Below are 21,988 nucleotides of genomic sequence, written 5' to 3'. Positions count from 1 at the left end.
GTACGCCCGCGCGTGTGGCCCGGCTCAGTCGAGTACGGCGAGCAGGGTGCGCCGGGCGATGGCGGCCATCACCGGGTTGGTCTCGACGTAGTACGGCAGCGCGTTGATCGCCTGTACCAGCGCCCAGCCGCGCCCGCGTTCCCAGGTCGCATCGTCCACGCCGAGCGCCCGCCGGTACCTCTCCCGCGACCCGGCGTCGAACAGGTTCCACGCCGACATCAGGTCCACCGCCGGATCGCCCATGTTGACCGTTTCGAAGTCGATGACCGCGGCCAGTCGCCCGTCACGGACCAGCAGGTTGCCCGGCATCAGGTCGGCGTGGATCCACACGTCACCGGCGTCGTGCCGGGGAGCGTCCCGGCAGCGGTCCCACACCTCGGCGAGCCGGGCGGTGTCGGTGAGCTGGCCACTGCTGGCGAGGGCTGACCGCACCCCGACATCCTGGGCGGCCAGCGGTCCGCCCCGGCCGAACCCCGGCCAGGCCCGACCGCCGGTGTCGATGCCATGCAGGGCGATGACAACGCCGGCCAGGTCACGGGCGAAGGCGCCCAGGTCGTCGACCCGGCTTGGCTGGGTCGGCTCGCCGGGGATCCAGCGGTACGCCGTCCACGGCCCGAGATACCCCTCGCCCGGCTCGCCGAGGCCGAGCGGTTCGGGCACCGCGATCGGCAGGTGCGGGCCGAGCAGCCGGGCGTGCTCCTGCTCCCGCCGCAGCTCGGCGCGCAGCTCGGTGTCGGCCGTTGGTTGCAGGGGGAACCGCAGGACGATCTCCGCACCGAGCCGGAAGAGGGCATTCACCGTGCCGGTCGTGGGGAGCGGACGGACGGGGAGCGCCCGCCACTCGGGAAACTGCTCGGCCACCAGCGCGGCGACGACATCCGCGGTGACGTCGACCTGGTCGGCATGCATCTTCACCGCGAGATCATCACTCACCACTCCGGGGCCGGGCGACCCCATTTCTTTCTCGAGGCCCGCCCCTTCCCCAATGGGGCCCACCCTTTCCCCTCCGACGCCTTGAGTCTCCTGTCGAGCTGCCCCCGATCTGGACCACCACATGGCTCTGCCCCAGATCTGGACCACCACGTGGCCTCCGCCCCAGATCTGGGCCACCACACGGCCTCTGCCCCAGAAATGGGGCAGCTCGACAGGTTGCCGCGGGGGACTGGACCGGCCGGCCACTGAGGTGAGCAGAGCGCCGGGGGCGCCCGGGATGTCGCCCGTGCGGGGCGACATCCCGAGCCGGGTCTGGCGAGGCGTGCGGCCCCGCTGGTCGGTCAGGCCAGGCCGGCGCGGCGCAGGGCGTCCGCCATCGCGTCGTTGGCCGGCGCCGCCGAGCGATCAGCCTGCCCGCCACGGCCACCCTGCCCGCCACGGCCACCCTGCCCGCCACGGCCACCCTGACCACCCTGACCGCCACGGCCGCCTTGACCGCCCCGCTGCTGCCCGCCGCTTCCGCCTTGCCCGCCGCGACCACCTTGACCGCCGCGCTGGTCGGGCCCGCCGCGTCCGCTCTGCGACCCGCGCTGCGCCGGTCCGCCGCGCCCGTCCTGGCCGGTCCGGTCGCCGCGGGCGCCCTGTCCGTCCCGCGTACCGGCGGGTGCCCCCGGCTCGTCCTCCAAGCGCAGGGTCAGCGAGATCCGCTTGCGGGGTACGTCGACGTCCAGCACCCTGACCCGGACGACGTCACCGGACTTCACCACCTCGCGGGGGTCCTTGACGAAGGTCCGGGACATCGCCGAGACGTGCACCAGACCGTCCTGGTGCACCCCGACGTCCACGAACGCGCCGAACGCGGCCACGTTGGTGACCACGCCCTCCAGCACCATGCCGGGAGTCAGGTCACCGATCTTCTCCACACCCTCGACGAAGGTGGCGGTGCGGAACTCGGGCCGCGGGTCGCGGCCCGGCTTCTCCAGCTCGGCCAGGATGTCGGTGACGGTCGGCAGGCCGAACCGGTCGTCGACGAAGTCGGTCGCCCGCAGCCCGCGCAGGATGCTGCTCCTACCGATCACGGAGCGTAGGTCCTGGCCGGTGCTGGCGAGGATCCGGCGCACCACCGGGTACGCCTCGGGGTGCACGCTGGAGGAATCCAGCGGGTCGTCGCCGCCGGGGATGCGCAGGAAGCCGGCGCACTGCTCGAACGCCTTGGGCCCGAGCCGGGCCACCTTCTTCAGCTCGGTACGCGACCGGAACGGCCCGTTGGCGTCCCGGTGCAGCACGATGTTCTCGGCCAGCCCGGCGCCGATCCCGGAGACCCTGGTCAGCAGCGGCGCCGAGGCGGTGTTGACGTCCACCCCGACGGCGTTGACGCAGTCCTCCACCACCGCGTCCAGAGACCGGGACAGCTTCACCTCGGACAGGTCGTGCTGGTACTGGCCGACCCCGATCGACCGTGGGTCGATCTTGACCAGCTCGGCGAGCGGGTCCTGGAGCCGACGGGCGATGGAGACCGCGCCGCGCAGCGACACGTCCATCCCCGGCAGCTCCTGAGAGGCGTACGCGGAGGCCGAGTAGACCGACGCGCCGGCCTCGGAGACCACCACCTTGGTCAGGTTGAGCTGCGGGAACCGCTTGATCAGGTCGCCGGCCAGCTTGTCGGTCTCCCGGGAGGCGGTGCCGTTGCCGATCGCCACCAGCTCCACCCCGTGCGCGCCGGCCAGCCGGGCGAGGGTCTCGATCGAGGCGTCCCACTGCCGGCGCGGCTCGTGTGGATAGATGGTGTCGGTGGCGACGACCTTGCCGGTGGCGTCCACCACGGCCACCTTGACTCCGGTCCGCAGGCCCGGGTCCAGCCCCATCGTGGACCGGGAGCCGGCCGGCGCGGCGAGCAGCAGGTCACGCAGGTTCATGGCGAAGACCCGTACCGCCTCCTCCTCGGCCGCCTGCCACAGCCGCATCCGCAGGTCCGCGCCGAGGTGGATGAGGATCCGGGTACGCCAGGCCCAGCGGACCGTGTCGGCCAGCCAGCGGTCGGCCGGGCGGGCGGCGTCGGACACGCCGAACCGGCCGGCGATGGCTGCCTCGTACCGGCTCGGGCCGGTCGGCGCGGCGTCCGCCTCGCCCGCCTCCTCCGGTTCCATCGTCAGGTCGAGCACGCCCTCCTTCTCGCCCCGGAACATGGCCAGGATCCGGTGTGAGGGCAGCTTCGGGTACGGCTCCGAGAAGTCGAAGTAGTCGGCGAACTTGGCGCCAGCGGTCTCCTGGCCCTCGCGTACCCGGGAGACCAGCCGGCCCCGCGACCACATCTGCTCGCGCAGCGTGCCGATCAGGTCGGCGTCCTCGGCGAAGGTCTCGATCAGGATCGCCCGGGCGCCCTCCAGCGCGGCGGCGGCGTCGGCGACGCCCTTCTCCGGGTCGACGAACCCGGCGGCGGTGGCCCGCGGGTCCTGGGTGGGGTCGGCCAGCAGCGTCGCGGCCAGCGGCGCCAGCCCGGCCTCGCGGGCGATCTGCGCCCGGGTCCGCCGCTTCGGCTTGTACGGCAGGTAGATGTCCTCCAGCCGGGACTTCGAGTCGGCGGCCATGATCTGCGCTTCCAGGGCCTCGTCCAGCTTGCCCTGGCCGCGGATCGACTCCAGGACGGCGGCCCGCCGCTCGTCCAGCTCGCGCAGGTAGCGCAGCCGCTCCTCCAGGGTGCGCAGCTGGGTGTCGTCGAGCAGGCCGGTGGCCTCCTTGCGGTAGCGGGCGATGAACGGCACGGTGGCGCCGCCGTCGAGCAGCTCCACGGCCGCCCGCACCTGACGCTCGGCCACGCCGAGCTCGTCGGCGATCCGCTGATGAACAGACTGGGTCACGATCTCGATCCGCCTTCGGAAGTGGGTACCGCCTGCATTGTGCCGGGCGGTGTCGGGCGTTGTCGCCGCGCCCGGCCAGGCTGATCCGTCTCGCCCGGCGGGGTTGAACCGCCGCGCCCGGCCGGGGCGACCCGGCGGCGACCCCGCCGCGCCTGCGCTAGCGTTGCGATCATGGAATCAGCTGCGGAGCCGCGTGCCCGGCGGCTCTTCGGCGGCAGCGCCCGGGCCCTCGGCGACCTCACGCCCAACCCGTTCCGCGCCGACCGGGACCGGATCGTCGGCTCGCCGTTCTTCGCCCGCCTCGGGGGCGTCACCCAGGTGATCAGCCCGGTCGGTTCCGGCCTGCTGGTGCACAACCGGCTCACCCACAGCCTGAAGGTCGCCCAGGTGGCCCGGGCGATCGCCGAGCGGCTGACCGGCGACGAGCGGTGGCGTGACCTGCTGGACAAGCTCGGCGGCTGCGATCCGGACGTGGTGGAGGCCGCGGCGCTCGCCCACGACCTGGGCCACCCGCCGTTCGGGCACCTGGGGGAGCGGGTGCTGGACCGGTTGGCCCGGCAACGCCTCGGCCTCAGCGACGGGTTCGAGGGCAACGCCCAGTCGTACCGGATCGTCACCAGCACCGAGATCCGCGGCGCGGCCACCACCGGGCTGGACCTGACCGCCGCGGTCCGCGCGGCGATGCTGAAGTACCCGTGGACCCGCCTCGACCACCCCGACCCGCACCCCCGGCTGCTGGACCCGCCGCCGCGGGGGGCCACCCCACCGCCGGACGACCCGGAGAGCGGCTCGTCGAAGTTCGGCGCCTACCGGACCGAGCTCGACGACCTGCGCCAGGCCCGGGAGCCGTTCGCCGGCCGCATCCCGGAGTGGCAGCAGACCGTGGAGGCGTCGGTGATGGACACCGCCGACGACATCGCGTACGCCATCCACGACGTGGAGGACTTCTACCGGGTCGGGGTGCTCCAGCAGGGCGCGGTCTCCGCCGAGCTGATGGCCTGGCAGCGGGAGAGCGGGCACTTCCGGGCGATCACCGACGCGGCGCTGGCCACCGCGGCCCGTCGGCCCGGCGCGGCGATCGAGCGGCTGCGCCGGCAGCTGCACCGCAAGGACGCCTGGATCGCCGACGACGACGCCTTCGCCGCCGCCGTCGAGCACGTCCGGGAGGAGCTGGTCGAGGGGCTGCTGGCGATGCCGTTCGACGGTTCGATCGAGGCCGAGCAGTACGTGGCCCGGTTCTCCGCCCGCTGGTCCACCCGCTTCGTCGAGGCGATCACGGTGACCGATCAGCCGTCGGTGCGCTCCGGGTACGTGCTGCTCGGCTGCGCCCAGTGGCACGAGGTGCAGGTGCTCAAGTTCGTCCACCACCGGTTCGTGCTGGCCCGCCCCGACCTTGCCCTGCACCAGCGCGGCCAGGCCCGGCTGCTGGGCACCCTGGTCGAGGCGCTCTGGGAGTGGCTGCTCGACCCGGAGGAGGAGTCCCGGTTGCCCCGGCGACTGCACGACTTGGTCGAGCTGGCCGAGGCGGAGCTGCATCCGCGTACGTCGGACCGGATCGGCCGGGCCCGGGGGCGGGCCATCGTGGACTTCGTCGCGCAACTCACCGACGGCCAGGCGGTGGCCATGCTGGACGCGCTCTCCGGCCGCTCCGGTGCGCTCTGGACCGACGCCTTCGTGCTTTAGGCGACGGCCTGCCACCAGCCGTCCACCGCGGGTGGTTCGTCGACCACCACGCGCTCGCCTGGGCGGGGGACGGCAAGCCTCACGTCGCGGGCCTTCGCCTCGGCCCACAGCCGGTTCACCGGTTCGGACCAGTCGTGCAGGGCCAGGTTGAACGTCGCCCAGTGCACCGGGATGAACAGCCCGCCGCGCAGGTCGAGGTGGGCGTCGACAGCCTCCTCGGGGAACATGTGGATGCTCGGCCAGGCCCGGTCGTACGCGCCGATCTGCATCAGCGTCACGTCGAACGGCCCGTGCTCCGCGCCGATCGCCGCGTACCCGTCGAAGTAGCCGGAGTCGCCGGTGTAGAAGACCTTGCGGGACCTGCCCGCGATGACCCAGGAACTCCAGAGCGTGCCGTCACGGCGCAGCCCCCGGCCGGAGAAGTGCTGGGCCGGCGTGGCGGTGACCTTCAGCCCGTCGATCCGGTGGCTGTCCGACCAGTCCAGCTCGATGGTCCGGTCGGCCGGTACGCCCCACCGGTCCAGGTGTGCCCCCACCCCCAGCGGCACCAGGAACGGCGCGGACTGCCGGGCGACCAGCTCCCGGACGGTGGCCATGTCGAGGTGGTCGTAGTGGTCGTGGGAGATGAGGATCGCGTCGAGTCGGGGCAGCTCGTCGAGGCGTACCGGCGGTTCGTGCAACCGGCGGGGACCGACCAGGGCCGAGGGTGAGCAGCGCTCGCTCCACACCGGGTCGATGAGCACCCGGTACCCCTCGATCTCCACCAGTGCCGAGGCGTGGCCGTACCAGATGATGCCGAGTTCCCGGTCGGTGCCGGTGGTGGCCGGCTCGTCGGCCGGACGCAGCAGCGGCACCGAGGTGCTCGGGCGGCGCTTCTGCTTGCCGAAGATCAGTTCGCGGAGCAGGTTGCGGCCCGGCTCGGCGGCGACCATGGTGCGGGTGCCGGCCTGGTTGTGGAAGGTGCCGTCGCGAAACTGGGGCGAGCGGGCCGCCCGGTCGGCCCGGGCGCCGGCGAGTCGGCCGCCCAGTGCCGCCGGCACGTCCCGGGCCACCCAGGCCAGGCCGGCCAGCGCGGCCAGCCCTGCCGCGCCGCCCATCCGTCGCCCGAGCGACCGCTCGACGTCCGTGCGTTCCGCTGGTGCCATCGCCGTCCCTCCGCTGTGTCCCGCACTACACGGTAGTCACCCGGGCCGGCTCGTGCCCCGGCGGCCGCCGCACCGGGCCGGACGCCGCCACGACGGCCGGCCCGGGTGCGTGCTCAGCCGCCGTTGCTGGGCCGCCGGGCCGCGATCCGGTACGCCGTGCCGGCGCCGGCGAGCCGGTCCACCGCGGCGAGGAACCGGGGGCCCATGGCGGCCCGGGCCTGCACCGCCGGGTGGGTGGCGCCGAAGTCGTCCGGGTCGGCCTGCCCGTCGGCGAACAGCGCGTAGGTGAGCACCGCGGCGCCGGACCGGTCGAAGATGATTCCGGCCTCGTGCCGGGCGTCGGCGAACCAGCCCGCCTTGGTGGCGATCCGGGCCCGCTCGTCGGAGGACATGGTGCGCCGGATGCCGTCGGTGAACGCCACCGGGGCGCGCAGCAGCCCGAGCAGGAACGCCGTCGAGGCGGGGGAGAGCAGGGTGCCGGCGACCAGGGCGCGCAGCAGGTCGTGCGTCTCCCGGGGGGTGCTGGTGCCGAGGAAGAACCGGTTCGGGTTGGCCACCGGCTCGACCTGGGTGTTCGGGAAGCCCTTGCCGACCAGGATGGCGTTGAGCTCGGCGGCCGGGCAGACCGACCCGCACAGCCGCACCGCCGTGTCGTCGGAGACGGTCAGCAGGGTGGCCAGCACGTGCCCGAGGGTCACGCTGCTCGGGTACGCGCCGTCCAGGCTGAAGATGCCGTCGCCGCCCGGAACGACGATCGCCGCCGTCACCTCGACCCGCTGGTCCAGGGTGAGCAGCCCCCGGTCGACCTTGTCGAGCACCGCCGTGGCGACCGCGATCTTGTTGACGCTGTACGCCTCGATCCGCCGGTCCGCCTCGGCCGCCACCGCGACCACGGGCGCTCCGGCCGGGTCGGCCACGCTGACGTACGCCTGCCAGTTGCCGCCGGCCGCGGTGCTGAACCGGGTGTAGGCGGCGGCGACGCGGCGGGCGGCCTGGGCCGGGGTGGTTGGGCTGGGTTCGGTCGTAGCGGCGGCGCTCGCCGGGCCGGCGGCGCCGAGCACCGTACCGGCGGTGGCCACCGTGCCCAGCCCGAGTGCGGTCCTGCGGTTCAGTCGGATGGTCAATCGTCTCCCCCATCGTGGTGCGCCGGAGCGCTTGCCGGACCACCACCCTAGGCGAGTTGATCGATGCAAGGCGCCCCCCGACCGCTCAGCCGAGCCGCCGACGCAGCACGGCGCCCACCGACCCGGGCACGCTGCGAGCGAGCTGCCGCAGGTCAGGCAGGTGACCGCCGCGCACCGCCTCGCCGGCCGGGTTCGGGGCGAAGACCGTGCCGTCGTGCGCGTCGACCGGCCGCCCGCTCAGGCCGGCCAACCGCATCAACGGTCCGACCAGGACGTCGTACACGCCGGGCAGCACGGTGAAGCCGGCGCGCAGCACCACGTTCAGCCGGCCCACGGAGACCTCCCGGCGGGGCCGGTCCACGCAGTCCACGATGGCCCGGGCCACCCGCTGGGAGCTGGTGACCGGCGGTGGAGGCCGGCCGACCCGGCCCAGGTAGTTGGCCGCCTGCTGGTACACCGGGGTGTCCACGCTGCCCGGGTTGACCAGGCACAGCCGGATCCGCGGGCTGTCGCGCAGCTCCTGCTGCAGCGTCCGGACCAGCCCCTGCAACCCCCACTTGCTGGTCACGTAGGCGCTCATGTACGGCGCGGTGATGTGCCCGAGCATCGAGCTGGTGAGGATCAGGGTGCCGGTCCCGGTGGCCCGGACGTGCCGCAACGCCACCCGCGCCGAGTCGGCCGCGGCCAGCAGATCGGTGCGCACCACCTGGTCGAAGACCCGCTCCGGCAGCTCGTCGAAGCGTCCGTAGGCCATGACGGCGGCCGTGGGCACCCAGACGTCGATGCGGCCGAACCGGTCGGCCGCGGCGCCCGCGAGCGCCTCCAGCGCGCCCGGCTCGGTGACGTCGGTGGGCACGGTCAGCACGTCGACGTCGGCGCACTCCGCGCGTACGTCGGCCAGGGTCTGTGTGGCGCGGGCGGCGAGGACGAGGCGGTCGCCGCGCTCGGCGAACGCCCGGGCCGTCGCCCGGCCGATCCCGCTGGTCGCGCCGGCGATCACCACGACCCGGCTCACGGAGCGAGCACAACCTTGATGCAGCCGTCCTCCTTCTTCTTGAACATCTCGTACGCCTGCGGCGCCCTGGCCAGCGGTACCCGATGGGTGTGCAGATCCTCGACGCCCAGCGGGTCGTCATCACCGGCGAGCAGTGGCAGGATCTCGTCGGTCCACCGGCGCACGTGGCACTGCCCCATCCGCAGCTGGATGCCCCGGTCGAACATCTCCATCAGCGGCATCGCGTCCGCCTCGCCGCCGTAGACGCTGGACAGCGAGACGGTGCCGCCGCGACGGACCGCCTTGATCGCGGCGTGCAGGACGGAGAGCCGGTCCGTGCCGACCCGGTCGGTCATCGTCTGGGCCAGCCTGTCCGGCAGCAGTCCGACGGCGGCGTGGGCCAGCTTGCCGACCGGCGCGCCGTGCGCTTCCATGCCGACGGCGTCGATCACCGCGTCCGGGCCGCGCCCGTCGACCAGGTCGATCAGCGCGCCCGGTACGTCGTCGAGTTCGCGGACGTCGAGCACCTCGATGCCGTGCCGGCGGGCCAGCTCCAGCCGCTCGGGCACCAGGTCCAGGCCGATCACCCGGCCGGCGCCGAGGTGGCGGCCGATCCGGGCGCAGAACTGCCCGACCGGGCCCAGCCCGAACACCGCCAGGGTGCCCCCGGGCGGGGTGTCCGCGTACTTCACCGCCTGCCAAGCGGTGGGCAGGATGTCGGAGAGGTAGAGGTAGCGCTCGTCGGCGCCGGTCTGCGGGATGGTGATCGGCCCGAATTGAGCCTGCGGAACGCGCAGGTACTCGGCCTGCCCGCCGGGGACCGAGCCGTAGAGCGACGTGTAGCCGAACAGCGCCGCGCCCTTGCCCTCGCTGCTGACCTGGGTGGTCTCGCACTGGGCGTAGAGCTGGCGCTGGCACATCCAGCAACTGCCACAGGAGATGTTGAACGGCACGACCACCCGGTCGCCGGGCTTGAGTCGGGTCACCTCCGGCCCGACCTCCTCGACGATGCCCATCGGCTCGTGGCCGAGGATGTCGCCGGGCTTCAGGTACGGCCCCAGCACCTCGTGCAGGTGCAGGTCGGAGCCGCAGATCGCCGTCGAGGTGATCTTCACGATCGCGTCGGTCGGCTCCTCGATCCGGGGGTCCGGGACCTCCTCGACCCGTACGTGCCGCTTGCCTTGCCAGGTCAGTGCCTTCATGCCGTTCGTCCCCTCTCCGGTGCGCCTACCGGACTGCTACCCGCGCTCCGGCACTTGAACCGGTCCGGGGTGGTTGGCGGGTCGCCGATGATCAACTCGGTTTGCATGGTGTCGGGGTGTCACCGGCGTGGGGATACGCCGACTTCCAGGAACCCGAGTTGCTCTCCCGTGCGCCACCCACAGCGCCGAGCGCAGCCGGAAAGAGCCGCTGGCCGGCACCCACCAGGGGTGCCGGCCAGCGGCGTGATCACGTACCTGAGAAAACCGGGACCGGCGCGCGGACGGTCGCCCCCAGCCCGACCACGAAGAACACCAGGCTCAGGAGCCCGGAGTGTTGTCGCCCCGCTTCGAGGTGGCCATGAGGTAGTCGCGGTTGAGCCGGCCGATGGTGTTCAGCGGAATGCCCTTCGGGCAGGCCGGGGTGCACTCACCGGCGTTGGTGCAGCCGCCGAAGCCGGCCTCGTCGTGCGCGTCGACCATGCCGATCACCCGGGTGTACCGCTCGGGCTGGCCCTGCGGCATCAGGGAGAGCTGGGTGAGCTTGGCGGCGGTGAAGAGCATGCCGGAGCCGTTCGGGCAGGCGGCGACACACGCGCCGCAGCCGATGCAGGCGGCCGACTCGAAGGCGGCGTCCGCGTTGGCCTTGGCCACCGGGGTGGAGTGCGCCTCGGGCGCGCTGCCGGTCGGCGCGGTGATGTAGCCACCGGCGGCGATGATCTTGTCGAAGGCGCCCCGGTTGACCACCAGGTCCTTGATCACCGGGAAGGCGCTGGCCCGCCACGGCTCGATGTCGATCGTCTCGCCGTCGGTGAACTGCCGCATGTGCAGCTGGCACGCGGTGGTGCCGCGCTGCGGCCCGTGCGCGTCACCGTTGATCATCAGGCCGCACATGCCGCAGATGCCCTCGCGGCAGTCGTGGTCGAACGCCACCGCGTCCTCACCGGCGAGGATCAGCCGCTCGTTGAGCACGTCGAGCATCTCGAGGAACGACATGTCCGGGGACACGTCGTCGACCTTGTAGGTCACCATCCGACCCTTGTCCTCAGGGCCCTTCTGGCGCCAGATGCGCAGGGTCAGGTTCACTTGTAGCTCCGCTGCGTGGGGTGGACGTATTCGAACATCAGGTCTTCCTTGTGCAGCACCGACGGCTCACCGGTGGCGGTGAACTCCCAGGCCGCCACGTACGCGAACCGGTCGTCGTCGCGCTGCGCCTCGCCGTCCGGGGTCTGGTGCTCGGCCCGGAAGTGGCCGCCGCAGGACTCCTCGCGGTGCAGGGCGTCGACGCACATCAGCTCGGCCAGCTCGAAGAAGTCGGCCACCCGGCCGGCCTTCTCCAGCGACTGGTTGAGCTCCTCGCCGCTGCCGGACACCCGGACCCGCTGCCAGAACTGGTCGCGCAGGGCACGGATCTCGCCGATCGCCTTGCGCAGCCCGGCCTCGCTGCGCTCCATGCCGCAGTGCTCCCACATGATCTGGCCCAGCTCCCGGTGGAACGAGTCCACCGTCCGGTCGCCGTTGACCGCCAGCAGCCGCTGGATCCGGTCCTCGACATCGGCGCGCGCCTCGACCGCCGCCGGGTGGCTGGCGTCGACCTTCTCCAGCGGGCCCGAGGCCAGGTAGTTGGCGATCGTGGTCGGCAGCACGAAGTAGCCGTCGGCCAGGCCCTGCATCAGCGCTGAGGCGCCGAGCCGGTTCGCGCCGTGGTCGGAGAAGTTCGCCTCGCCGATCACGAACAGGCCGGGGATGCTCGACTGGAGGTCGTAGTCGACCCAGAGACCACCCATCGTGTAGTGCACGGCGGGGTAGATCCGCATCGGCACCTCGTACGGGTCCTCGCCGGTGATCCGCTCGTACATCTCGAAGAGGTTGCCGTACTTGGCCTCGATGGCCTTGCGGCCCAGCCGGCCGATCGCGTCGGCGAAGTCGAGGTAGACACCGAGTTTGGTCGGCCCGACGCCGCGTCCCTCGTCGCAGACGTTCTTCGCGGCGCGGGAGGCGATGTCGCGGGGGACCAGGTTGCCGAAGGAGGGGTAGATCCGCTCCAGGTAGTAGTCCCGCTCGTCCTCCGGGATGTCCTGGGGGTTGCGGTCGTCGCCCTTGGTCTTCGGCACCCAGACCCGGCCGTCGTTGCGCAGCGACTCGCTCATCAGGGTCAGCTTCGACTGGTGGTCGCCGGAGACTGGGATGCAGGTCGGGTGGATCTGCGTGTAACAGGGGTTGGCGAAGTACGCGCCCTTGCGGTGCGCCCGCCAGGTGGCGGTGACGTTGCAGCCCTTGGCGTTGGTGGAGAGGTAGAAGACGTTGCCGTAGCCGCCGGACGCGAGCACGACGGCGTCGGCCATCTCGGTGCTGATCTCGCCGGTGACCAGGTCGCGGACCACGATGCCGCGGGCCTTGCCGTCCACGATGACGAGCTCCAGCATCTCGTGCCGGGCGTTCATCTCCACGTTGCCGAGGCCGATCTGCCGCTCCAGCGCCTGGTACGCGCCGAGCAGCAGTTGCTGGCCCGTCTGCCCCCGGGCGTAGAAGGTGCGCTGCACCTGGGCGCCGCCGAAGGAGCGGGTGTCCAGCAGACCGCCGTACTCGCGGGCGAACGGCACGCCCTGGGCGACGCACTGGTCGATGATGTTGACCGACACCTCGGCCAGCCGGTGCACGTTCGACTCCCGGGAGCGGAAGTCGCCGCCCTTGACGGTGTCGTAGAACAGTCGGTGCACCGAGTCGCCGTCGTTGCGGTAGTTCTTCGCGGCGTTGATGCCGCCCTGCGCCGCGATCGAGTGCGCCCGGCGGGGGCTGTCCTGGTAGCAGTAGGACCTGACGTGGTAGCCCTGCTCGGCCAGGGTGGCCGCGGCCGAGCCGCCGGCCAGGCCGGTGCCGACCACGATCACCGTCATCTTGCGGCGGTTCGCGGGGTTGACCAGCTTGGCCTCGAAGCGTCGGGTGTCCCAGCGCTTCTCGATCGGGCCGGTGGGAGCCTTGGTGTCGGCGATCGGGTCGCCCTCGGTGAAGAGTTCCATGTCAGGACACCAATCCGGTGAGAACGGCGAACGGGACCACCAGGTATCCGGCGCAGAGCAGCACGGCGAAGACCAGCGCGGCGGTGCGCGCCCGGCGCTCGCCCCGCGGCGTCTGCTGGCCGAGGCTGCGGAACGCGCTGAAGGCGCCGTGCCGCAGGTGGAAGCCCACCGCGACGATGGCGAGGGTGTAGAAGAGCGTGACGTACCAGCGCTCCGGCGCGAAGTCGGCGACGACGTTGCCGTAGGGCTTGCTCTCGTCACCGACCGGGTTCAGCGTGCCGGTGGTCAGGTCCAAGAGGTGGTAGATGACGAAGAGCAGGATGATCACCCCGCCCCAGCGCATGGTGCGGGCCGCGTAGCTGCCGTTGACCTTCTTGCGGTGGGCGTATTTCACCGGGCGGGCCGCGTGGGCCCGGCGGGCCAGCACCGTCGCGGCCACGATGTGGGCGACGACCGCCACCACCAGCCCGAAGCGCAGGATCCACAGGAACCACACGCCGGGCAGTAGCGGCTTGCCGATGTCGCGCAGCCAGCGCGCGTAGTGGTCGAACGAGGTCTCCCCCGTGAACACCTTCAGGTTGCCGAGCATGTGTGCGATCAGGAACAGCGCCAGCATGATGCCCGTCACCGCCATGACGGCCTTGAGACCGACGTTGGAGCGGATGGGCGACCGAGTTTTCGTGACTACCACACGATCGACGCTAGGAGCACATGGATCAGTCGTCCAATGCATCAAACTCGCAGTGTTGATAGCCGTAAGCTATGTAGATGCAACTCCATCAGCTCCGGTACTTCGTTGCGGTGGCCGAAGTACGACATTTCACCCAAGCCGCCGACATCGTCGGCATCACTCAGCCTTCTCTCAGTAAGCAAATTCACGCCCTGGAGACCGACCTCGGGGCCCCACTGTTCGAGCGGGTACGGGGCAACATCGCCCTCACCGCGGCCGGCGAGGTGCTGCTGCCGTTGGCCACCCGCATCCTCGCCGACGTGGAGACCGCGACCCGGGAGGTCCAGGAGTTGGTCGGGCTGCGCCGGGGCCGGGTCCGGCTCGGCGCCACCCCCAGCCTCGCCACGTCGCTCGCCCCGCCGGTGCTGCGGCGGTTCCGCGACGCGCACCCCACCGTCGACCTGAAGGTCGAGGAGGGCGGGTCCCAGGACCTGGTGCGCGACCTGCTCCGCGGCGACCTCGACCTGGCGCTGATCATCATGCCGGCCCAGGGCGCCGACCCGGGGCTGCGCGTCGATCCGATCCTGCAGGAGAGCCTGGTGGTGGCCTCGGTGGGGGAGGTGCCGACCGCCTCGGCGAACGGGGAACTGCGCATCACCGACCTGCGCGACCAGCCGATGGTGATGTTCCGGGAGGGCTACGACCTGCGCGACGCCACCATCGAGGCGTGCCGCGCGGCCGGCTTCGAGCCGACCTTCGCGGTCGACGGCGGAGAGATGGACGCGGTGCTCAGCTTCGTCGAGGCGGGGCTCGGCGTCGCGCTGGTGCCCGGCATCGTGCTGGCCCGCCGTCCGGGAGTGCGGATCACCCGGCTGGCGCCGCCCGGGGTCCGGCGGACCATCGCGGTGGCCCGCCGGCGGGACGTCGTGCCGACCCACGCCGGCCGGGAACTGCGCCGCATCCTGCTCGACTACGTACAGTCCGCGATCGACGGCGACGACCTCCCGCCGGGTGTGGACCCCCGCTGATCGCCGTCAGCGGCCTTCGGCGTCGTCCATCGCGCGGTAGATCCGCTGCTCCGAGACGGGGTACGGGGTGCCCAGCGCCTGAGCGAAGACGTTCACCCGCAACTCCTCGATCATCCAGCGGATCTGCCGGACGGCGGTCTCCTGCCGGCGTGCCGGCGGCAGCGCGGCGAGCAGGTCGTCGTACTCCTTCTGCACCGTCGCGATCCGGTCCTGCTGCTGCCGGTCGCGTTGCGGGTTGCCGCCCAGCCGGTCCAGGCGGCGCTCGATGGCGGTGAGGTAGCGCAGCAGATCGGGCAGGCGCGCGTACCCGGCCTCGGTGATGAACCCGGCGTGCACCAGACCGGCGAGCTGTTTGCGGATGTCGGCCAGTGCGGCCACGACGGCGAGGTTGCGGGTGGCGCCGAGCCGCTGTTCGACGGTGTACGCGGCGGCGAGCACCTTGCGTACCCGGTCCATCACCTCGACCACGGTGTCGACCAGGTCGGCGCGGACCTTCTCGCGGAGCGCCGCGAACCCGTCGGCGTCCCAGGCCGGCCCGCCGGCGGCACCGATCAACCGGTCGATGGCCGCGCCCGCGGCGTCCTCGATCAGCTCCTGCACGCCGCCGTGCGGGTTGCGGCTCAGCGCCAGCTTCGCCTCGTTGTTCAGCCGGCCCTGTAGGAACCGGGCCGGGGACGGCACGGTGAGCCGCAGGAGCCGGCGGGTGCCGGCCCAGTGCGCCGCCTCCGCCTCGGCCGGGGAGTCGAAGACCTTCACCCCGACGGTGGCGCCCTCGTCGACCAGTGCCGGGTACGCGGTCACCGCGTACCCGGCGCGGACCTGCTCGATGGTGCGCGGCAGCGTGCCGATGCTCCACTCGCGCAGCCCGGTGCGGGCCACCTCCGGCGCGGCGGCCGCCACCACCTGGCGTACCTCCTGGCGGAGTTGGCGTTGCAGGGTTGGCAGGTCCTTGCCCTCGGCGACCGGCTTCTCGTCGTCGCCGAGCACCCGGAAGGTGACCCGCAGGTGTGCCGGGAGCTTGCCGGGCTCCCAGGCGTCGCGCGGCACGGTGACCCCGGTCATCCGGCGCAGTTCCCGGGTGAGCGCGTCCAGCAGCGACTCCTCGCCGGGGGTGATCGCCGCCAGGGCGGCCCGGGCGTAGTCCGGCACCGGGACGAAGTTGCGGCGGATCGCCTTGGGCAGCGAGCGGATCAGCGCGATCACCGTCTCCTCGCGCAGCCCGGGTACCTGCCAGCCGAAGCTCTCCGCCGGCACCTGGTTGAGCAGCGGCAGCGGGATGTCCACGGTGACGCCGTCGGCCGGCGTGCCCGGCTCGAACCGGTAGGTCAGTGGCAGGGTCACCCCCTGGGTCTGCCACTCGTCCGGGTAGTCGCCCTCGTCCACCCCCGGCCGGCCGTCGTTGACGAGCAGGTCGCGGGTGAAGGTGAGCAGGTCGGGCAGGTCCCGGCGGGTCTTCTTCCACCAGGTGTCGAAGTGCCGGCCGGACACGACGTCGGCCGGGATCCGCTGGTCGTAGAAGCCGAAGATGGTCTCGTCGTCGACCAGGATGTCCCGGCGGCGGGCCCGGCTTTCCAACTCCTCGATCTCGGCGAGCAGCCGCTTGTTGTCACTCCAGAACTGGTGGTGGGTCTGCCAGTCGCCCTCGACGAGGGCATGCCGGATGAACAGCTCCCGGCTCAGCGGCGGGTCGATCCGCCCGAAGTTCACCTTGCGGGAGGTGACGAGCGGGACGCCGTACAGGGTGACCTTCTCGTAGGCCATCACCGCGGCCTGCTTCTTCTCCCAGTGCGGCTCGCTGTAACTGCGCTTGACCAGGTGTTGCGCGAGCGGCTCGACCCACTCCGGCTCGACCCGACCGGCGATGCGGCCCCAGAGTCGGGAGGTCTCCACCAGCTCGGCGGCCATCACCCAGCGCGGCGGCTTCTTGAACAGCGCCGAGCCGGGGAAGAGCGCGAACTTCGCGCCCCGCGCGCCCAGGTACTCGTGTTTCTGCGCGTCCTTCAGGCCGATGTGCGACAGCAGACCGGGCAGCAGTGACTGGTGCACCTTCGGGGTGTCGATCTCCTCCGGCAGATCGGCGCCGCCCCGGCGGCTCTCACCCCGGCCGGCGTCCGCGCCGTCCGAGGTGTCCCGCGCCGGCCGTCCGCCGCGCCGGTCGCCCTCCTGCGGGGTACGCAGCACCTGGCGCAGCTGCCCGACGATGTCCTGCCACTCGCGGACCCGCAGGTAGTTCAGGTACTCCGCCTTGCACATCCGGCGGAACGCGCTGGAGGACAGCTCCCGCTGCTGTTCCCGCAGGTAGCGCCACAGGTTGAGGAACGCGACGAAGTCCGATTCCTTGTCGGCGAACCGGGCGTGCGCCTGGTCTGCCTGGGCCTGCTTCTCCGCGGGCCGCTCCCGTGGGTCCTGGATGGAGAGCGCGGCGGCGATCACCAGCACCTCGGTCGCGCAACCGTTGCGTTCGCCCTCGACGACCATGCGGGCCAGCCGCGGGTCGACCGGCAGTTGGGCCAGCCGCCGGCCCAGCGCGGTGAGCCGCTTCGCCGGGTCGGCCTCGGCCGGGTCGAGCGCGCCCAGCTCGTGCAGCAGGTTGACGCCGTCGGTGATGTTGCGCCGGTCCGGCGGGTCGATGAACGGGAACGCGGCGAGGTCGCCGAGCCCGATCGCGGTCATCTGGAGGATGACCGACGCCAGGTTGGTGCGCAGGATCTCCGGGTCGGTGAATTCCGGCCGGGAGAGGAAGTCCTGCTCGTCGTAGAGGCGTATGCAGATGCCGTCCGAGGTACGCCCGCAGCGACCCTTGCGCTGGTTGGCCGACGCCTGGGAGATCGGTTCGATCGGCAGCCGCTGCACCTTGAGCCGGCTGGAGTAGCGGGAGATCCGGGCGGTGCCCGGGTCCACCACGTACTTGATTCCGGGCACGGTCAGTGAGGTCTCCGCGACGTTGGTGGCGAGCACCACCCGACGCGCGGTGTGCGCCGCGAACACCCGGTGCTGCTCGGCGGAGGAGAGCCGGGCGTACAGCGGCAGGATCTCGGTGCCGAGCAGCGAGCGCTTCTTCTGCACCAGCTTGCTTAGCGCGTCGGCGGTGTCCCGGATCTCCCGTTCACCGCTGAGGAAGACCAGGATGTCGCCGGGGCCCTCGGCGGCCAGCTCTTCGACGGCGTCGCCGATCGCCTGGATCTGGTCGCGGACGGTCTCCTCGTCGCCGTCGCCGTCGCCGTCCTCCTCGCCCTCGGCGACCTCGACCAGTGGCCGGTAGCGCACCTCCACCGGGTAGGTGCGGCCCGAGACCTCGACCACCGGCGCCGGTACGCCCTGCGGCTCGTCGGCGGTGGGCGGCCCCGCGAAGTGTCGGGCGAAGCGGTCGGTCTCGATGGTCGCCGAGGTGATGATCACCTTGAGGTCGGGTCGTCGGGGGAGCAGCTCCCGCAGGTACCCGAGGATGAAGTCGATATTGAGGCTGCGCTCGTGCGCCTCGTCGATGATCAACGTGTCGTACTGGCGCAGCATCCGGTCGGTCTGCAACTCGGCCAGCAGGATGCCGTCGGTCATCAGCTTGACCAGGCTGCGGTCGCTGACCTGGTCGGTGAAGCGCACCTTGTAGCCGACCACGTCACCCAGCTCGGTGCCCAGCTCGTCGGCGATCCGGTCCGCGACCGTCCGGGCCGCCAGCCGCCGGGGCTGGGTGTGCCCGATCAGCCCGTGCACCCCGCGCCCCAGCTCCAGGCAGATCTTGGGTATCTGGGTGGTCTTGCCGGAGCCGGTCTCGCCGGCCACGATCACCACCTGGTGGTCGCGGATGGCGGCGGCGATGTCGTCCTTGCGCTCGCTGACCGGCAACCCCGCCGGGTACGTGATCACGGGTACGGCCGCGCGCCGGGCGGCGATCCGCTGCTCGGCCCGCGCCAGGTCGGTGGTGATCTCGGCCAACGCCGCCTCCCGGCGCTGCGGGTCGCGCAGCTTGCGGGCGCCGTCCAGCCGTCGCTGGAGCCGGCGCTGGTCGCGGAACATCAGGGGGGAGAGGCGGCGGTGCAGCTCGCGGACGGGATCGGTCGCGGCGGAGGAGGCTGGATTCTGCATGTCGTGCCCAAGGATAGGCAGCCCGGCCGCGTACCGCCCCTGGGTTACCGCGCCGCCGCTCTCCGGGCACAGCGCGGCGGTCTAGAGTTGGCGGCCGACGTCGAGCGCTGGGGGACGGAATGGAGCTGCGGGACACCGACCGCGCGCTGGTGCAGGCCGCCACGGCGGTCGCCAAGCTGCGCTGCCGCAGCGAGAACCACACCGTCGCGGCCGCCGCTCGGACCGCCGACGGGCGGGTCTTCACCGGGGTGAACGTCCACCACGTCACCGGCGCGACGTGCGCCGAGCTGATCGTCGTCGGCACCGCCGCGACGCAGGGCGTCACCGGGCTGGAGACGATCGTGACGGTGGCGGATCGCGGGCGCGAGATCGTCGCGCCGTGCGGCCGGTGCCGCCAGGTGCTGGGGGACCACTTCCCTGCGCTGCGGGTGATCGTCGGCTCGGTGGAGGCCCTGCGGGTGGTGCCGATCGGCGAGCTGCCGCCGGAGCGCCACGTCGAGGATGAGCAGCGGAACGCGCCGCCGCCGGCCAGCTCGCCGGTCCCTCCGGCGGCCCGCAGCGCCGCGGCCGGCTGACCGGCGCCAGCTCCTGGCGCGTCAGTCGCCGGCCGCCGCCTCCAGCATCGAGCGGGGGATCGGCACGCTCTCGAACCGCACGTTGCCCTCCGGCACCAGCCAGCTCATCACCTGTACGGCCAGCTGCCCGGCTCGCACCGCCGGATCGTTGTGATACAGCTCGCGGGCCTCGTCCGGGGCGATGGAGAGCACGACGAAGCCCCGCAGCCGGTCGTCGTCGCCGTGCAGGAACGGCCCGGCCGCGAGCACGAGTCCCTGCTCCACGAGCCCCGCCTGGTGGGCCAGGTGCGTGTTCTGCAACCGGTCGATCGCGTCCTGCGGCAGCTCCGGGGCGTCCGCCGGCCGGACCAGAAGCACGACCGTGTGCTGGTCGAATCGCATGCTCCCACCCTAGGCGGGCCGCCCCCTCGCCGCGGGCGTCCGACCTGGTCACCCGCCCTGGATCGACGAGCGCCAGTTAGGCCACCCTCAGGACGTCGGCTAAGGTAAGGCGAACCTAAGCGCGAACGTGCAGGAGACTCGTGACCACCCTCGCCACCCGGCCGGCCCCGGCCCGCAACCGGTCCGGCACGCGTACCGGCCGCCGGGTGGCCGTCACCGTCGGCGCCGCGCTGGTGCTGCTGCTCACCGTGCTGGCCAGCTTCGCGCTCGGCAGCAGGCAACTCGGCGTCGACCAGGTCTGGCACGCCCTCGTCGCGCCGGACGGCAGTGACGCCAGCACCATCGTCCGCGAGCTGCGGGTGCCGCGCACCGCGCTCGGCCTCGCCGTCGGGCTCGCGCTCGCCGTGGCCGGCGTGCTGTTCCAGGCCCTCACCCGCAACCCGCTCGCCGAGCCGCGCATCCTCGGCATCAGCGCCGGCGCGTCGTTCGGCGTGGTGCTGGCCATCTCCGTCTTCGGTGTCGGCACGCTCGCCGGGTACGTCTGGTTCGGCATCGCCGGTGCGCTGATCGCCGGGCTGCTGGTCTTCGCCATCGCCACCCGGGCCCGCGAGGGCGCCAGCCCGGTCACCCTCGCGCTGGTCGGCGCGGCGCTCGACGCCAGCCTGGCCTCCGGGGTGTACGCGCTGCTCAGCATCGACGCCCGCACCTTCGAGGAGTACCGATTCTGGGTGGTCGGCGGGCTGGCAGGACGGGACCTGTCGGTCACCGCCCAGGTGCTGCCCTTCGTCCTCGCCGGCCTGGTGCTTGCCGCCCTGGTGGCCCGGGGTCTGGACGCGTTGGCCCTCGGCGACGACGTGGCCCGCGGCCTCGGCAACCGGGTCGGCCTGGTCCGCCTCGGCGGTGGCCTCGCCGCCGTGCTGCTGACCGGGGCCGCGGTGGCGGCGGCCGGGCCGGTCGCCTTCGTCGGGTTGGCCGTGCCGCACCTGGCACGCGCCCTGGTCGGCGCGGACCACCGCTGGACCCTCGCCGTCTCCGCCCTGCTCGGGCCGGCCCTGCTGCTCGGCGCCGACGTCGTCGGCCGGCTCGTCGCCCCGCCCGGCGAGATACCGGCCGGGATCGTCACCGCCCTGATCGGCGCGCCGCTGCTGGCCGTGCTGGTGCGCCGCGCCCGGGTGGTGACCGCGTGACCACCGTCGACCGCATCCCCGACTCCCCGACCACGGCGCCGGACGTCGACGCGACGCCCGGTGGCGCCGACGCCCGGCTGCCCGGGCGGTCGCTGCTGCGGATCGGCCCAGTCAGCCTGCAGGTCCGCCGCCGCGCGGTGCTGGTGGCCGCCACGCTGACCGTGCTGCTCCTGCTGGCCGTGGTGCTCAGCCTCTCCCTGGGCACCCCGTACGTCGCCCCGGCCGACGTTCTGCGCGCGCTCTCCGGGGCGGGTACCCCGTACGATTTGGTCGTCTTTGACCTTCGGCTGCCGCGGATCGTGTTGGCCGCGGTGGCCGGCGCGGCCTTCGGCGTGGCCGGCACGCTGATCCAGAGCGTGGCCCGCAACCCGCTGGCCAGTCCGGACGTCATCGGCATCACCCAGGGCGCCGGGCTCGCCGCGACCGTGGCGTTGACCAGCGGGGCGGCCGCGGTGCTGGTGGCGCCCACCGCGCTGGTGGGCGGGCTGCTCGCCGCGGTGCTGCTGTTCGCCCTCGGTGCCCGGCACGGGCTGGCCGCGCAGCGGTTCGTGCTCGCCGGAGTCGCGGTCGCCTTCGCCTTCCGGGCGCTGACCGAGGTGGTCATGCTCACCGCCGACCCGATCGACGGGCTGCGGGCGCAGATCTGGCTGATCGGCACCCTGGCCGGCAAGGGCTGGACCGAGGCCGCCTGGATCGCCGGCACGCTGCTGGTGCTGCTGCCGGTGCTGGCCTGGGCCGGATGGGCGCTGAACAGCACCGCCCTGGACGACGACACCGCACGCGGGGTCGGGCTACGCCCGGTGGCCCGCCGCATCGGGCTCGCCGGCACCGGCGTACTCGTCGCCGCGATGGTCACCGCCCAGGTCGGCGCCGTCGACTTCGTGGCCCTGGTCGCGCCCCAGGTGGCCCGGCGGCTGGTACGGGCCGAACGGCCGCCGCTGGTCTGCGCGGCGCTGCTCGGCGCGCTGCTGCTGGTGCTGGCCGATCTGGCCGGCCGACGCCTGTTCGCACCCACCCAACTGCCGGCCGGCGTGCTGACCGCCGCGATCGGCGGGCCGTACCTGATCTTCCTGCTGCTGCGCGGACGGCGGCGGTCCTCGTGACTCAA

16 protein-coding genes are annotated in these 21,988 nt (G+C 72.7%); 5 read left to right on the top strand and 11 right to left on the bottom strand.

Annotated features, from left to right (window positions below; all coding sequences use genetic code 11):
* Window positions 1-24: 24 nt before the first annotated feature.
* The gene (locus tag ACWD6N_RS20825; RefSeq protein ID WP_387325903.1) at window positions 25-909 is read right to left on the bottom strand and encodes an aminoglycoside phosphotransferase family protein; all 885 of its coding nucleotides are present in this window, start codon (window positions 907-909) and stop codon (window positions 25-27) included.
* Between the two features lie 365 nt (window positions 910-1,274).
* The gene (locus ACWD6N_RS20820) at window positions 1,275-3,791 is read right to left on the bottom strand and encodes a Tex family protein (RefSeq protein ID WP_354964047.1); all 2,517 of its coding nucleotides are present in this window, start codon (window positions 3,789-3,791) and stop codon (window positions 1,275-1,277) included.
* Window positions 3,792-3,962: 171 nt separating this feature from the next.
* Here ACWD6N_RS20820 and ACWD6N_RS20815 point away from each other — a divergent pair, with 171 nt between their 5' ends.
* Window positions 3,963-5,474 carry a deoxyguanosinetriphosphate triphosphohydrolase family protein gene (locus tag ACWD6N_RS20815; protein ID WP_354964048.1) on the top strand — a complete coding sequence of 504 codons (1,512 nt, stop codon included), beginning with the start codon at window positions 3,963-3,965 and terminating at the stop codon, window positions 5,472-5,474.
* On the opposite strand, the gene ACWD6N_RS20810 is transcribed toward ACWD6N_RS20815, so the two are convergent.
* The 7 genes from ACWD6N_RS20810 to ACWD6N_RS20780 form a co-directional block, all read right to left on the bottom strand.
* The gene (locus ACWD6N_RS20810) at window positions 5,471-6,619 is read right to left on the bottom strand and encodes an MBL fold metallo-hydrolase (RefSeq protein ID WP_354964049.1); all 1,149 of its coding nucleotides are present in this window, start codon (window positions 6,617-6,619) and stop codon (window positions 5,471-5,473) included. The two genes, ACWD6N_RS20815 and ACWD6N_RS20810, sit on opposite strands and share 4 nt — an antisense overlap.
* Window positions 6,620-6,732: 113 nt before the next feature.
* A complete protein-coding gene (locus tag ACWD6N_RS20805; RefSeq protein ID WP_354964050.1) occupies window positions 6,733-7,743 on the bottom strand; it encodes a serine hydrolase in 1,011 nt (336 codons plus the stop codon).
* Window positions 7,744-7,828: 85 nt separating this feature from the next.
* Entirely contained in the window at window positions 7,829-8,758 is a 930-nt protein-coding gene (locus tag ACWD6N_RS20800) for an SDR family NAD(P)-dependent oxidoreductase (protein ID WP_387325869.1), read from the bottom strand.
* Complete coding sequence (locus ACWD6N_RS20795) at window positions 8,755-9,939, bottom strand: zinc-dependent alcohol dehydrogenase (protein ID WP_354964052.1); 1,185 nt, start codon at window positions 9,937-9,939, stop codon at window positions 8,755-8,757. The genes ACWD6N_RS20800 and ACWD6N_RS20795 overlap by 4 nt, the downstream gene beginning before the upstream one ends.
* A gap of 318 nt (window positions 9,940-10,257) precedes the next feature.
* Window positions 10,258-11,022 (bottom strand): succinate dehydrogenase/fumarate reductase iron-sulfur subunit, encoded by a 765-nt coding sequence (locus ACWD6N_RS20790; RefSeq protein ID WP_354964053.1) that lies wholly within the window; start codon window positions 11,020-11,022, stop codon window positions 10,258-10,260.
* The gene (locus ACWD6N_RS20785; protein WP_354964054.1) at window positions 11,019-12,956 is read right to left on the bottom strand and encodes a fumarate reductase/succinate dehydrogenase flavoprotein subunit; all 1,938 of its coding nucleotides are present in this window, start codon (window positions 12,954-12,956) and stop codon (window positions 11,019-11,021) included. Before ACWD6N_RS20785 ends, ACWD6N_RS20790 begins: the two co-directional genes overlap by 4 nt.
* Window position 12,957: 1 nt before the next feature.
* Complete coding sequence (locus tag ACWD6N_RS20780) at window positions 12,958-13,689, bottom strand: succinate dehydrogenase cytochrome b subunit (RefSeq protein ID WP_387325865.1); 732 nt, start codon at window positions 13,687-13,689, stop codon at window positions 12,958-12,960.
* Window positions 13,690-13,724: 35 nt separating this feature from the next.
* On the opposite strand from ACWD6N_RS20780, the gene ACWD6N_RS20775 reads away from it, so the two are divergent.
* On the top strand, window positions 13,725-14,654 hold the full coding sequence (locus ACWD6N_RS20775; RefSeq protein WP_354964056.1) for a LysR family transcriptional regulator: 930 nt from the start codon (window positions 13,725-13,727) through the stop codon (window positions 14,652-14,654).
* A gap of 6 nt (window positions 14,655-14,660) precedes the next feature.
* On the opposite strand, the gene hrpA is transcribed toward ACWD6N_RS20775, so the two are convergent.
* Window positions 14,661-18,737 carry an ATP-dependent RNA helicase HrpA gene (gene hrpA, locus ACWD6N_RS20770; RefSeq protein ID WP_354964057.1) on the bottom strand — a complete coding sequence of 1,359 codons (4,077 nt, stop codon included), beginning with the start codon at window positions 18,735-18,737 and terminating at the stop codon, window positions 14,661-14,663.
* Between the two features lie 119 nt (window positions 18,738-18,856).
* Here hrpA and ACWD6N_RS20765 point away from each other — a divergent pair, with 119 nt between their 5' ends.
* Window positions 18,857-19,312, top strand: a complete 456-nt coding sequence (locus ACWD6N_RS20765) for a cytidine/deoxycytidylate deaminase family protein (RefSeq protein WP_354964058.1) — start codon at window positions 18,857-18,859, stop codon at window positions 19,310-19,312.
* A 21-nt stretch (window positions 19,313-19,333) separates the two neighbouring features.
* Here the strand turns inward: ACWD6N_RS20765 and ACWD6N_RS20760 are convergent, their stop codons facing one another.
* On the bottom strand, window positions 19,334-19,693 hold the full coding sequence (locus tag ACWD6N_RS20760; protein ID WP_354964059.1) for a YciI family protein: 360 nt from the start codon (window positions 19,691-19,693) through the stop codon (window positions 19,334-19,336).
* Window positions 19,694-19,833: 140 nt separating this feature from the next.
* Here ACWD6N_RS20760 and ACWD6N_RS20755 point away from each other — a divergent pair, with 140 nt between their 5' ends.
* Together ACWD6N_RS20755 and ACWD6N_RS20750 are read left to right on the top strand one after the other, a co-directional pair.
* Window positions 19,834-20,880, top strand: coding sequence for a FecCD family ABC transporter permease (locus tag ACWD6N_RS20755; protein ID WP_354964060.1), 1,047 nt, complete (start codon window positions 19,834-19,836; stop codon window positions 20,878-20,880).
* A complete protein-coding gene (locus ACWD6N_RS20750) occupies window positions 20,877-21,983 on the top strand; it encodes a FecCD family ABC transporter permease (RefSeq protein WP_354964061.1) in 1,107 nt (368 codons plus the stop codon). Before ACWD6N_RS20755 ends, ACWD6N_RS20750 begins: the two co-directional genes overlap by 4 nt.
* Window positions 21,984-21,988: the final 5 nt, after the last annotated feature.

Source organism: Micromonospora sp. NPDC005163 (assembly GCF_053599835.1).
This window is presented reverse-complemented; position numbering and strand designations above follow the sequence as displayed.

What these genes read in the sequence shown, in the direction of transcription:
- ACWD6N_RS20760 (WP_354964059.1), bottom strand. Translation starts at nt 19,693, where the DNA reads ATGCGATTCGACCAGCACACGGTCGTGCTTCTGGTCCGGCCGGCGGAC.
- ACWD6N_RS20795 (WP_354964052.1), bottom strand. Translation starts at nt 9,939, where the DNA reads ATGAAGGCACTGACCTGGCAAGGCAAGCGGCACGTACGGGTCGAGGAG.
- ACWD6N_RS20810 (WP_354964049.1), bottom strand. Translation starts at nt 6,619, where the DNA reads ATGGCACCAGCGGAACGCACGGACGTCGAGCGGTCGCTCGGGCGACGG.
- ACWD6N_RS20825 (WP_387325903.1), bottom strand. Translation starts at nt 909, where the DNA reads ATGCATGCCGACCAGGTCGACGTCACCGCGGATGTCGTCGCCGCGCTG.
- hrpA (WP_354964057.1), bottom strand. Translation starts at nt 18,737, where the DNA reads ATGCAGAATCCAGCCTCCTCCGCCGCGACCGATCCCGTCCGCGAGCTG.
- ACWD6N_RS20775 (WP_354964056.1), top strand. Translation starts at nt 13,725, where the DNA reads ATGCAACTCCATCAGCTCCGGTACTTCGTTGCGGTGGCCGAAGTACGA.
- ACWD6N_RS20815 (WP_354964048.1), top strand. Translation starts at nt 3,963, where the DNA reads ATGGAATCAGCTGCGGAGCCGCGTGCCCGGCGGCTCTTCGGCGGCAGC.
- ACWD6N_RS20780 (WP_387325865.1), bottom strand. Translation starts at nt 13,689, where the DNA reads ATGCATTGGACGACTGATCCATGTGCTCCTAGCGTCGATCGTGTGGTA.
- ACWD6N_RS20765 (WP_354964058.1), top strand. Translation starts at nt 18,857, where the DNA reads ATGGAGCTGCGGGACACCGACCGCGCGCTGGTGCAGGCCGCCACGGCG.
- ACWD6N_RS20785 (WP_354964054.1), bottom strand. Translation starts at nt 12,956, where the DNA reads ATGGAACTCTTCACCGAGGGCGACCCGATCGCCGACACCAAGGCTCCC.